General features: G+C 39.5%; 13 protein-coding genes. 8 read left to right on the forward strand and 5 right to left on the reverse strand.

Going from position 1 to position 12,891, the window contains the following annotated elements; translation table 11 throughout:
• Positions 1–228: 228 nt before the first annotated feature.
• The 4 genes from aspS to N3A72_01950 all read right to left on the reverse strand — a co-directional run bounded on the left by aspS (position 229) and on the right by N3A72_01950 (position 3,907).
• On the reverse strand, positions 229–2,025 hold the full coding sequence (gene aspS, locus N3A72_01935; GenBank protein ID MCX7918369.1) for an aspartate--tRNA ligase: 1,797 nt from the start codon (positions 2,023–2,025) through the stop codon (positions 229–231).
• A gap of 86 nt (positions 2,026–2,111) precedes the next feature.
• Positions 2,112–3,242 (reverse strand): NAD-dependent epimerase/dehydratase family protein, encoded by a 1,131-nt coding sequence (locus N3A72_01940; GenBank protein ID MCX7918370.1) that lies wholly within the window; start codon positions 3,240–3,242, stop codon positions 2,112–2,114.
• A 59-nt stretch (positions 3,243–3,301) separates the two neighbouring features.
• On the reverse strand, positions 3,302–3,607 hold the full coding sequence (locus N3A72_01945) for a DUF507 family protein (GenBank protein ID MCX7918371.1): 306 nt from the start codon (positions 3,605–3,607) through the stop codon (positions 3,302–3,304).
• An 18-nt stretch (positions 3,608–3,625) separates the two neighbouring features.
• Positions 3,626–3,907 carry a DUF507 family protein gene (locus N3A72_01950; protein ID MCX7918372.1) on the reverse strand — a complete coding sequence of 94 codons (282 nt, stop codon included), beginning with the start codon at positions 3,905–3,907 and terminating at the stop codon, positions 3,626–3,628.
• Positions 3,908–4,176: 269 nt separating this feature from the next.
• Here N3A72_01950 and N3A72_01955 point away from each other — a divergent pair, with 269 nt between their 5' ends.
• Positions 4,177–5,583 (forward strand): glycosyl hydrolase, encoded by a 1,407-nt coding sequence (locus N3A72_01955; protein MCX7918373.1) that lies wholly within the window; start codon positions 4,177–4,179, stop codon positions 5,581–5,583.
• Positions 5,584–5,638: 55 nt separating this feature from the next.
• Here N3A72_01955 and N3A72_01960 read toward each other — a convergent pair whose 3' ends face one another.
• Entirely contained in the window at positions 5,639–6,184 is a 546-nt protein-coding gene (locus N3A72_01960; protein MCX7918374.1) for an ankyrin repeat domain-containing protein, read from the reverse strand.
• 188 nt (positions 6,185–6,372) lie between these two features.
• On the opposite strand from N3A72_01960, the gene N3A72_01965 reads away from it, so the two are divergent.
• The 7 genes from N3A72_01965 (at position 6,373) to N3A72_01995 (ending at position 12,739) form a co-directional block, all read left to right on the forward strand.
• Positions 6,373–7,065 carry a YggS family pyridoxal phosphate-dependent enzyme gene (locus tag N3A72_01965; GenBank protein ID MCX7918375.1) on the forward strand — a complete coding sequence of 231 codons (693 nt, stop codon included), beginning with the start codon at positions 6,373–6,375 and terminating at the stop codon, positions 7,063–7,065.
• Between the two features lie 23 nt (positions 7,066–7,088).
• The gene (proC, locus tag N3A72_01970; GenBank protein MCX7918376.1) at positions 7,089–7,910 is read left to right on the forward strand and encodes a pyrroline-5-carboxylate reductase; all 822 of its coding nucleotides are present in this window, start codon (positions 7,089–7,091) and stop codon (positions 7,908–7,910) included.
• Positions 7,911–7,938: 28 nt separating this feature from the next.
• Complete coding sequence (locus tag N3A72_01975) at positions 7,939–8,985, forward strand: aspartate-semialdehyde dehydrogenase (protein MCX7918377.1); 1,047 nt, start codon at positions 7,939–7,941, stop codon at positions 8,983–8,985.
• 70 nt (positions 8,986–9,055) lie between these two features.
• On the forward strand, positions 9,056–9,451 hold the full coding sequence (locus tag N3A72_01980) for a secondary thiamine-phosphate synthase enzyme YjbQ (GenBank protein MCX7918378.1): 396 nt from the start codon (positions 9,056–9,058) through the stop codon (positions 9,449–9,451).
• Positions 9,452–9,505: 54 nt separating this feature from the next.
• The gene (locus N3A72_01985; protein ID MCX7918379.1) at positions 9,506–10,705 is read left to right on the forward strand and encodes a HEAT repeat domain-containing protein; all 1,200 of its coding nucleotides are present in this window, start codon (positions 9,506–9,508) and stop codon (positions 10,703–10,705) included.
• Positions 10,706–10,743: 38 nt separating this feature from the next.
• The gene (locus tag N3A72_01990; protein ID MCX7918380.1) at positions 10,744–11,151 is read left to right on the forward strand and encodes a hypothetical protein; all 408 of its coding nucleotides are present in this window, start codon (positions 10,744–10,746) and stop codon (positions 11,149–11,151) included.
• Positions 11,152–11,278: 127 nt separating this feature from the next.
• On the forward strand, positions 11,279–12,739 hold the full coding sequence (locus tag N3A72_01995; GenBank protein ID MCX7918381.1) for a transglutaminase-like domain-containing protein: 1,461 nt from the start codon (positions 11,279–11,281) through the stop codon (positions 12,737–12,739).
• The last annotated feature ends 152 nt before the right edge of the window (positions 12,740–12,891 follow it).

Below are 12,891 nucleotides of genomic sequence, written 5' to 3' on the forward strand. Positions count from 1 at the left end.
TGAACGGTTCAATTCTCACTCTACTCCACTACTACTCCGTTATTGAGTATTGCATCAATTTGCTAGAAAATAGTGGTTAAATTTGACTAAAATAGTCGGATTTAAGGTCGGGTGAATTCCTCGGATAAGTTGGTTTGTGAAACTCAATAGAAGTCAAATTGATTTAAACAATAGTGAAGTATCCGTGAAATATGTTCAATTTTGATTGGAGACTACGAGAGTTAACTATTACCTTATTCCCGATTTTGAGCTAATTTCAGGTTTGATAAGTTTCAAATGCAATTCATCGAGTTGTTTTTTACTGACAGGACTCGGTGCATTCGTCATGAGACAAGTGGCTTTTTGCGTTTTCGGGAAAGCGATAACGTCGCGAATCGTATTGCTGCCTGTGATAATCATCATGATACGGTCGAGACCGAATGCAATTCCCCCATGAGGTGGCGCACCATATTGAAACGCTTCTAACAAGAAGCCAAACTTAATTTGTGCTTCTTCTTTAGTTATTCCAAGAATTTCAAACATTTTCGATTGCACATCCGCACTATGAATACGAATACTACCACCACCGATTTCAGTTCCATTCAGCACCAAATCATACGCTTTCGCTCTAACTTTACCTGGGTCGGTCGAAAGTAATGGAATATCTTCTTCCATTGGTGAGGTAAACGGATGATGCATAGCATTCCATTTTTTTTCTTCTTCACTCCATTCAAGCAGCGGGAAATCGGTTATCCAGAGGAATTGATAGGTATCTTTCGGTTTTAAATTCAAATCATCAGCAAGTTTCAAGCGTAATCTTCCCAAAACTTCAGCCGCAATCTGTGGTTTATCAGCTACCAAGAGTAATAAATCACCGGGTTTAGCGCCGAATTTTATTTTTAACTGTTCGACTATTTCTGGTTTCAGATATTTTGCTACTGGCGAATCTACTGTGGTTTCCGTTACTTTCAACCAAACGAGCCCTTTTGCGCCAAATTGTTTTGCGAAATTCGTTAGTTGGTCTAGCTGGTTCCGTGAGAAACCTGAACAACCTGGAGCACATAACCCACGAACCACACCACCTAGTTCAACCGTTTTAGCAAAAACACTAAATTCGACATGACGTACTTCTTCAGTAATATCAACAATTTCTAACCCAAACCGAGTATCCGGTTTATCCGAACCGAACCGAAGCATAGCTTCCGTATACGTCATTCGCGGGAATGGAGTCGGAATATCGATACCTAATCCGAGCTTCATAATTTTCGCGAGCAGTGGTTCCAAAACATTGAATAAATTATCCGGAGTAATAAATGACATTTCAATATCTAGTTGGGTAAATTCTGGCTGGCGGTCTGCACGTAAATCTTCATCGCGAAAACAGCGAACAATCTGAAAATATCGGTCATATCCGGATACCATCAGAATTTGTTTAAACAATTGGGGTGATTGCGGTAAAGCGAAAAAGAATCCGGGACTTAACCGAGCTGGAACAAGATAATCTCGCGCTCCTTCAGGGGTACTTTTAGTCAACATCGGAGTTTCTATTTCAAGAAACCCTTGTTCGCTAAGATAATCTCGAATGAGTTTACAAACCTGATGCCGTAAAATAAAGTTCCGCTGTAGTCTCGGTCGCCGTAAATCGAGATAGCGATACTTTAGTCGGATATCTTCGGAAACATCAATATCATCTTCAATAGGAAATGGTGGCGTTTCAGCTTTATTGAGGATTTGAACTCCAGTTGCATGAATTTCGATTTCTCCAGTCGATAAGTTCGGATTTTCTGTTCCTGCAGGACGTGGGGCTACATTTCCTTTAATTGCCACGACATATTCCGACCGTAATGAACGCGCTAATTCATGGATAGCTGCGTTTTCTGACGGATTAAATACTACCTGAATCAGTCCGCTTCGGTCGCGAACATCAACAAACAATAATCCACCATGGTCGCGAGTCCGTTGTACCCAACCATTTAAGACGATTTCTCGACCGATATCTTTCTTCGATACGGTACCGCAATATTTAGTTCTTTGCCAAAAAGCCATAACGTTATCGACCTCATTTAAAATTGCAAGATTAGCATTTGTAAATTTGACATGCTACATGCTAAATTTGAAATGAATTCTCCTTTTTATGAAGTTAATCCTCGTTGTTCGAGTTGTTGTTTCGCTTGTTCGAATCCATCGGTAGCTTGCTGGTGTTTAACCCATTCGGTGAGTTCCCGCATTCCATCTTCAAATTTCACTTGCGGCTGAAATCCTAACGACTTCTGAATTCGGCTGATATCCGCATAACAATGCCGAATATCTCCTTTCCGAAACTTATATGCGATTTCCGGTTTAAGAAACTCTTTCTTTCCTAACTTCTCCAGTAATACTTCCGCAATATGAAGGATACTCTGCGGCCGTCCAGAACCGACATTGAATACCTGATAGTTCGCTTCTTCTTTTTCTAACGCCAAAAGATTAGCCTGGACAATATCCCGCACATGGATAAAATCCCGAGTCTGGAGACCATCTTCATAAATCACCGGCGGGTGATTGTTTAAAATTCGCGCAGAAAATATCGCCGCTACCCCCGTATAGGGATTACTTAACGCCTGCCGCGGTCCATATACGTTGAAATACCGCAAAGCAACCGTCGGAAGCTGATACGCACGACCAAAACTTAAACATAATTCTTCATGGTCGCGCTTGGTCACTGCATACACTGAAGTCGGAAATAACGGCTTTTCCTCATCCGTAGCCATGGCTTCGGTTACTTCTCCACAATACGGACACCGCATCTCCCATTCTTGCCGTGCTAACTGCTCCTCGGGACGCAGTTTCGGATACACCAGCCCACAACACCGACAACTATACTTCCCTTCCCCATAAATCGACATCGACGACGCTACAATCAGTTTCTCTACCGTATGCCGCTCATTCGCTAAAATATCGAGCAGATTCGCTGCACCTAGCGAATTCACCTCCACATACCGCCGAATCTCATACATCGACTGACCTACCCCAACCGCCGCTGCCTCATGAAATATCACCGATACACCTTCAACAGCTTTCTGTAACGCAACTCGGTCGCGAACATCGCCTACAACCAATTCCGCTGCAGGATTTAAATACGCCGGCGGTTTCCGTTCACTACCATGTACCTGCGGATCCAGATTGTCAAAAATCCGTACCGTATATCCCCGAGCAACAAGCGCATCAACTAAATGCGACCCGATAAACCCTGCTCCTCCAGTCACTAAAATCCGTTTAGCCATACATACCCCTTATTACTATTTTCGTTATACCATTTAGTATTCGTAATTTAAGTTTGCTTTTATAAAATAAATCCCTTTTTCTTCGCAATCCGTTCCTTCGTTTGGTTAAAAACAACTTGCCATTGGGGAGTTCCCGGAGCAACTTTTTGTTCGTAAGTTTTCAATATACGCAACGTCTCGGATTCAATTTCTTCTTCAAGTTTCTGGTCGGCTGCGATAATTTGCACGATTTTATGAACAATACTAGTTTTATCTGAATTCTTGACTGCAATAAGCTTTTTTTTAATGAGATTAGCAATAATCTGATTTGCGATACTTTCAATTCGTTCATCGCTTAATCGCGTTTTGCTTGGATGAGTCAGCATAGTTCTATCGAGTAGGTATTATAAAATAATTCCTTTTTGTTTAGCTAAGATTAGTTTGGTTTTAGTTAATAAGGTTCGATAGTCTAACCCTTCCTGATTTAATTTATCTTTATGTTGATTGAGGATTTTAATCGCTTCCTGTTCAAGTTCATCTTCACGTTTTAAATCGAACACAATTGTCTCTTTAATTACTGATTCAATTGAGGTTGCATCTGCTAATAGAGTCAATTGAGATTCCTTTTTCAATAATTCGGTTATTTTAGTTGCTAAATAAGCTATTCTTGGTTCGGATAAACGCATAGGTCTAATTTTAGATTGACCGTTTCATGTTTGGGATAACGTTAAATTTAAATTAACATTATCATTTAAAATGTCAGTTTTGTCAAATTACACTCTAGGGTTTAATTGCATTTATTTTTCAATTTTGTCTAACATAGTCTGCTCCATAGCTACCGCATATCTTCGTAAAACAAGTTTGTAAATTAATATACAAGAAATAATCATTTGTTCATTGGTCAAATATTCTTTATAATATTACATCAAACTAAATCAAGGGGAACTTATTGTTTATGCGATTTATGGTAAGTTTATGCTTATTATGTATATCAATTGTATTGTGGCTCGCGCATTGTCAGAAAACTAATGGTGCAGATATTTATTTCGATTCTCCGTTTGGTATCCATGGGAAAACATTCGAACTTGGTATGCCGAAAAATCCACCTCCAGGATTAAAAGAAAATATCACCGCTCAATATGAGAAATTAGGGGTTAAAACTGGGTCGGACTGGAATACAAAAATTGCAGCTTTTGAAAAAGAACTCGGGATTCGCTGGGATCGAATGGGAATCGGATTTATGATGGCAGACGATATTTTCTCCCGCACGGATAATATCGTGAAAAATGCAAATAAAGTTGGTGTAAATGTTTTATTCACGGTGAGCTATCAGAATCGACCGATGCCTGGCACTGCGGAATCCGACCGTATCCAGCAATTGGTCGAACGATATGATGGCGATGGTGTAGATGATATGCCGGGATTAACCAAACCGGTACTGTATTGGCAGATCGGGAATGAACCGGAAAACCGAGTTGACGCTACCGAATATTTAGAATTGCTAAAAATCGGATATACTGCGGTAAAAAATGCGTCGAGTAAATGTCAGGTTCTCATTGCTGGATTGGATATCCAGATGAATTCACAGCCGAATTTCCTAGCAACGATTCTAGAATCAGGTGGTGCTAATTATTTCGATATTCTCGATATCCATGCGTTTGGAAATGCGCAGGGTGATTATCGCCAGATTGAACAGAAGGTGACCGATGCGCAAAAGATAATGAAACACTATGGAGTAAATAAACCGATTTGGATAACCGAAACTGGTACTGCGAGTGGTAGCTATAATTTTCCAATGCATCCGGAACAGCAATTATCTCAAACGGAAAAAGCACAGGCGATAGATTTAGTTCGGCGATATATTTTAAGTTTCGGGCTAGGGGTAAAAAAAGTGTTCTGGGCATGGGGCTTGATTGAGGATTATGGTTTTATGAATAAAATAGACGGATATTTCGACCATACCGGATTAATCTATAACGGATTAGGGTTGGCTGATGAAGGGCCGTGGGTAAAAAAATTAAGTTATTATGCATATAAGAAAATGACTGAAAAACTGGAAGGAGCAGATTGGTCGAAAACCAGCAGATTAACCAATTTACCTGCCGGAGTTTATGGCGTGCAGTTTACCAAAGCGGGAAAACCAATCTATGTTGTTTGGGTAGATAATGCTTCGCAGGCATCGGTAACGTTAACTCTTCCTGGATTGACCGCTAATAAGGTAACTATCACTGAAGCTATCCCGAACTATGAAACCGGAAAAAAAGTCACGAATTATGCAACGGCATTTGTCACCACGTCAGCCTCAGTTCAAAACGGGAAACTGAATTTAGTTTTGAAAGATAAACCTGTTTATATTGAATGAGAAATAACCGATTTCTCCTGAGTCACTGTTTTAATGTGATATAGAAGATTAAATTTTATTCTTTTGCGCCTGATTGCTTCAGAACCTCAACTATTTCAAAATTGTTATCTTTGATTGCGCGGGTTAGGGCAGTCTCACCGAAATTATCCCGAGCATTAATATCTGCTCCTTTACTGATTAAAAAGCGGAGTATAGCAACATGTTTATTTCGTGCAGCTACCATTAGCGCCGTTCTCCCGTCGGTAGTAGTTAGATTGATATTAGCGCCACTGCTAAATAATGCGCGCACAATTTCAAGATGTCCTTCTCGTGCAGCAAGCATCAACGCTGACCATCCTTTCGGGTCTAGTTCATCGAGTTCAGCATGTGCTTCAATGAGTGCCCGAACAATACCGAGATGTCCTTTTTCAGCAGCGATCATTAATGCGGTATGACCGTATTTATCTTTTGCTTTCAGATTTATTCCAGAAGTAATAAATAATTTTACTACGGTAATATCGCTATGTTCGACCCGTTTTAAAAACGTTTCTTCACTGTAGATAAGTCCGAGTCGTGAAATCTCATTAACCGCTTCTTTTTTAGGATTTTTAAAAAATAACATAATACTCTCGTGGTAAAATTTTTCGAAATTATTATTTATTATATCCCAACTTACTTATAGTGCCTATTAAATTTTGATACGTGATACGGTTCGTGAACTCTGAACTCACACTAATCTATATACAGTATGAAAAAATGAGGATTTCAAGGTATAATATCTACTAATGTAGAATCCTTATTACCCATTGTATGTCTCAAGTTACGGACAATTTGCTTCGTTTGAAAGAGCGAATTCATGAGATAGCATTACGGAGTCATCGGAATCCAGAAGAAATCATTGTAGTTGCAGTAACTAAGACTGTTCCTATCGAAAAAATACTGGAAGCGATTGACGCTGGAATACATAATATCGGTGAAAATCGAGTACAGGAAGCTCGAGAGAAGTTCAACCAAATTGGGAATAAGGTAATCTGGCACTTAGTCGGACATTTACAAACGAATAAAGTTAAACCGGCAGTTGCGATGTTCGAGTTGATTCAATCAATTGACCGTATCGAGGTCGCGAGAGAAATAGATAAACGCGCCCGCCAGATTAATAAAGTTCAGAACGTTCTCATCGAAGTTAATACCTCGGGAGAAGAGACTAAGTTTGGAATAGAACCTGATAGATTAATGCAATTGATTGAACAGATTTTGCCCTTGCCAAACATTCGAATCCAAGGGTTAATGACTATTGCTCCATTAGTGGCTGACCCAGAACGAGCGCGACCGAGCTTTATCCAGTTACGAGAGTTGGCTGAACAGATTCAACGTCAGCATATAGCTGGTGTTGAAATGCGGTATCTTTCAATGGGGATGACGAACGATTATCCGGTAGCTATTCAAGAAGGAGCAAATATGCTTAGAATCGGAACCGCGATATTCGGAGCGCGACTTCCGTAGCGAGCCGGAAGGAGGGCTGTAATATGAGTAAAGAAAAACGACTAGCGTTTATTGGTGCAGGGAATATGGCTGAAGCATTGATTCGCGGGATACTCTATTCGAAATTAGTGAAACCGTCAGCGATTATTGCCAGTGATACACTTGATACCCGAGTAGAATATATTAGTCGTCGTGTGGGAGTGAGAGCAACACGAGATAATCGAGAAGCGATTCAAGAAGCAAATATTATTTTTCTTGCAGTAAAACCGAACGTAGTTGATACCGTTTTATCAGAAATCGGGACGCTGTTAACGAAAGAACAATTATTAATCAGTATCGCTGCTGGTATTACTATTGCTCGAATTGAGAAACAGTTAACTGGACATATTCCAGTAATCCGGGCGATGCCGAATACTCCCGCGTTAGTTCTCGAAGGAGCGACGGCCATCTGCCCTGGGTCGTTTACGTTAAAATCCCATCTTGAACTAGCTCAGCAATTACTCGGTGCGGTAGGGAAAGTGGTGGTCGTAGATGAAACGGTTATGGATACCGTAACTGGTTTATCTGGTAGTGGTCCAGCATATATTTTTATGGTTATTGAAGCGTTAGCGGATGCAGGAGTTAAAGAAGGATTAGAACGAGGAACTGCTCTGTTGCTGGCAGCGCAAACGGTTTTAGGTGCAGCAAAGATGGTTCTCCAGACAGGGGAACATCCTGCGGTGTTGAAAGATAAAGTTGCATCCCCAGGCGGGACAACAATTGCCGGGATTGCTGTATTAGAATCAGCTGGATTGCGGAAATCGCTCATTCAAGCGGTATCCGCAGCTACAGCGAGGTCGAGAGAATTAAACCAAGCTAAAAAATGAAAATTTAATGTTAAAGGAGAAAAAACATATGGAAATCGATAAGGTAGGTTATAAAGTTATTATTGTAGGAGCAACAGGAGCGGTTGGAATCCAGTTCCGAGAAATTTTAGAACAACGCCGATTCCCAGTAAAGGAATTGCGGCTATTAGCTTCATCGCGGTCAATCGGTAAAACTATGGTCTTTAGGGGAAAAGAAATTCCAGTAGAAGAGCTGAAACTCGAATGTTTCAAAGGAGATGAAATTGTTCTCGCATCAGCTGGTGGCGATGTGAGTAAGTGGTTTGCGCGTGATGCAGCAAAAAAAGGATGTATCACGATAGATAACACCAGCGCGTTTCGTATGGAGAAAGATGTGCCATTAGTTGTTCCGGAAGTTAATCCGCAGGACGTTACCTGGCATTCGGGGATCATTGCGAATCCGAATTGTTCAACAATTCAGATGGTAGTTCCATTGAAGCCGATCCATGACGTTGCAAAAATTAAACGGATTGTTGTTTCAACCTATCAATCTGTATCCGGAAAAGGACTGAAGGCAATTGATGAATTAGAAAAACAGACGCGCGCGTGGGCAGAAGGGAAACCATATCCTGCGCCAGCCGTATTCCCACATCAGATTGCGTTCAATTGTTTACCACATATCGATAGTTTTTTACCGAATGGATATACCAAAGAAGAAATGAAAATGGTTAATGAAACTAAGAAAATTATGGGTGACCAGAGTATCCAGGTTACTGCGACTACGGTTCGTGTACCGGTTTTTTATGCACATAGCGAGTCGGTAAATATTGAGACGGAAAAGAAATTAACCGTTGCCCAAGTTAAAGAGTTATTAAAAAATGCGCCTGGCGTAATTGTAGTTGACGACCCGAGTAAAAATGAGTATCCATTAGCAATTAATGCTGCAGGAAAAGATGAAGTATTTGTTGGTCGGATTCGGGAAGATGAATCTATTCCAAATGGTATCAATATGTGGATTGTAGCTGATAATATTCGAAAAGGCGCAGCATTAAATGCAATCCAGATTGCGGAAATAATGCATACTATGGGGCTGCTTAAAGATAGATGGTTTGAATAAAGAGTTTCATTGCAACGAGATAAACCATACAACCATAGGCGCAAACAAAATTGCGCCTTCCTTTTTTATTATGATTAAGATAGAAATCAATACTCCTACACGGACTGCGTTAGTTGATATAACTGCGCAGATTGAAGATGCGGTCAGAAAAAGTAAAGTAGGTAATGGCGTATGCTATGTATATGTTCCGCATACTACTGCCGGGATAACAATTAACGAAAATGCAGACCCATCAGTTCCAGCCGATATTATAAAAGAATTGAATAAACTCGTTCCGTTTGATGACCATTATCAGCATTCGGAAGGGAATTCCGCGGCGCATATTAAATCAACATTCGTTGGGTGTTCACAGGTTATCCTGATTGAAAATGGCCGGTTAGTTTTAGGGACATGGCAGGGGATATTTTTCTGTGAATTTGATGGACCGCGACATCGACAAGTCTGGATTAAAATAATTCCTTCTTAGAACTTTATCGTAATAAACTTTATATAAAAGAAAGAACGCAAAAAAACCGATACTATGCAATATGAAAAAATCGTATCAGGCATATTAATATTCATTTGTTTTTCGTTCAGTTTCGCTGACCGAGTTGATGATTTAATATCGCAATTAAAGCATAAAGATTTTTGGGTTCGTCGCCCTGCTGTTTTAGCATTACGTAAAATTCAAGATCCGAGAGTGGACGAATCACTAATTTCATGTTTGAAGGATGAGGATTTTTGTGTTAGAAGATTCGCTGCAGAAGCAATGATATTGAAGGGAGACGGTCGTGCTATAGAATCATTAATTTTATGTTTAAGAGATACAGATGATGAAGTCAGACGATTTGTAGCAGAAGCACTGGGTCAGATAGGAGACGCCCGTGCGATTGAACCATTAACAAAATGTTTACATGATGATAATATGTACGTTCGAATTGCGGTAGTGAATGCATTAAGCAAGATAAAAGATCCGCAGACAATAAATTCGTTAGTTCTATTTTTAAATGACGAGTGTCCGATGGTACGTTCTTCAACTATAAGGGCGTTAGGCGAAATTGGCGATAATCGAGCAGTTACATATTTAATTCCTTTTTTAAAAGATAACGCTGTGCATGAAACAGCAGCAGTAGCTTTAGCAAAAATAGGCCAACCTTCGATAGACTCATTAATATCGGCTTTAAAAGATACTGAAGAGGAATCCTGGATACAAGGAATAGAACGGGAATCGGTTATAAAAGCATTGGTTTTGATTGGTAAGTTATCTGTTGAGCCAATGATTGCTTGTTTAAAAGATAAGGACGCAAGTATACGGACGATAGCAGCGCATGTTCTTTATGAGATTAAAGACGTTAAAGCAGTTAATCCATTAATTGAATGTTTAAAGGACGATAATTGGATGGTACGGGCAATAGCAGCGAATGCGTTAGGCGAAATTAAAGATGAGCGGGCAATTGCACCGCTAATAGTATGTTTGGAGGATAATCATTACGATGTGTATAATTCTGTTTCCAATGCGCTCATAAAGATCGGTCAACCAGCGGTGACTCATTTGCTTGAACATTTGAATGATAGAAATCCTAGGTTATGCACTTCTGCTGCTGTAATACTGGGAGAAATTAAAGACACTCGCGCAATCGAACCGTTAATAAACTTAATACAAAATAACAATAAATACATACGAGGAACCGCAATAGACGCATTAGGCAATATTGGCGACAAAAAGTTATTCCTTATTTAGTAAACAGTTTGCCCGATTGGGACATTCAAGGTAGAATTGTGGCGGCTTTAGAAAAATTAGATTGGATACCGAAAACTGAAAAGGAACAGATATATTCCATGATTTGTAAAAGAGATGTGCAAAATCTTATTGACAACTGGGAATTAACCAAACGAATTTTAATACAGGATATAGAAACTTCTGATATTCGAAAAATTGAAAACGGAATCTATTCTTTTATCTGTATCGGTAGAGCAGAAATTATTCATTATCTTGTAACAGTATTATATGCAAAAGGTAATAATGATATAGCAGCTACTTATATTTCCTGTGGGAATAAAACACTGGCTAAAGTTGGTTACAATTGGTTAAAGAAACAACGATATAAAACAATTTCTAGCGCAGGTAAATATGGAGTTAGTTGGGGACGCTGGATGTTTCCTCCTGATCCTGTAGTAACCCCCTAGTATGTTCATGAAATTAATACAAAGAAATAATTGGCATGTAATATTATTCATTTTAATAGTTTTTATTCCTTGTAGAACATTTGGTTTTTCGAATCCTACTTCCGAGAATTGGTTGAATGTGTTTCTCATGGGCGAAAAGATAGGGTATTATCATGAGACCAAACAGGAAACACTTTTTAACGGTGAAAAGGTCTATGAAATCAACAGCGAGATGATATCGAAACTTGCACGGTTCGGAATCGAGTTCAATGTAATTCAGAGATCGCAGGTATATCTAGCGAAAGATTATTCCGCTCGTTTTTGTAAATATGAAGAAGAAATGATGGGAAGTAAAAAAATCGTTACCGCAACGGTGCAAGGAAACAAATTATTGGTAGAAATCAATCTGAATGGTGAAATAACCAAGCAAACGTTAGCTTGGGCTCCGTCAAATTATTTTGATGCGGCTGTAGTTGAAAAGATTGTGCGAGATGGCTTACCTGTGGGAAAGACGTATCAGTTTAAGGTATATAGTCCGGAGTTAGCGCGATGGTTTGATGTGTCAGTATCAGTTGGGACAACCGAAAAGGTAGAGGTAAATGGCATCATCCAAGACGCAGTAGTTGTATATACGGAGTATTTACAAGCGCCAGAGTTGACATCTCGAACGTGGATTGGGAAAGATAACCGAGTGGTCAAAGCAGAGGTTGGGAATTATGGGATGGTTATGGTTCAGGTACCGGAAGCGGAAGCGAAAGAGTTTAAGCAGAAAATGGAAATCAAGAATCTCGCAATGTTAAAAAGTAATGTAACTTTCGATGAGCCAAAAGAAGTAACCCGAATGCGAGTTAAAATAACTTATACTGACGGTGACCCGAGAACCTTTATTCCTGAGGATGACCGGCAGAAATGGGAACAGCTATCCGATACAACTGTTCAATCGCGAGTGTTAATTATAACCGCAAATCCGATTGATGAAAATACAGTGCTGGAACTACCGTTAAAAATTAAAGATAAGAATATAACGAGGTTCTTATCAAATACGCCCTATATTCAATCAGATGATTCGGCAATAGTTGCTATTGCAAAGCAGATTGCTGGTTCTGAAAGAAACTCCGTAAAAGTAGCAATAGCATTATGCCATTGGGTAAATAATTATGTTGAGAATAAAGGGTTTGATACGGGGTTTGCATCAGCTAAGGATACGCTGGTAACCAAACGCGGAGATTGCACTGAACATTCGGTTTTATTAGCAGCATTAACTCGTGCGGTTGGAATTCCGACCAAAATTGTTACTGGAATAACCTATGCTGAAGATGGTTTTTACTACCATATGTGGGTAGAAGTGTATGTTGGCAAATGGATTGCATTAGACCCGACGATGGATGAAATCCGGGTGAATGCGACACATATAAAACTTGCGGAAACTGAGACTCAAGAAGATGAATTAAGTGACTATGCATTGAAACTCCTCCGTTCTCTTAAAAAAATTACATTAGAGATACTTGACTACGATATGGCAGGGGAATATTATTCTTCCCAAGATACTCAAATGTCAAGTCAAAATGAGATGTATAAAGTTTTAGAAAACCTGCTAAAATCCCAATAGTTCTGTTGTGCCATTTTGGCAGTGTGCAATGGTACATTATGACACCCTAATCAACAATTTACTCCTATAATAACTTTTATAATTCCAACATTGTTCGCTGAACACTTGATTTTAAGCTGAATTTGTACCTGTTTGACTATTGTATCGAATCC

This window comes from bacterium (assembly GCA_026416715.1).
GTDB lineage: Bacteria > UBP4 > UBA4092 > JAOAEQ01 > JAOAEQ01 > JAOAEQ01.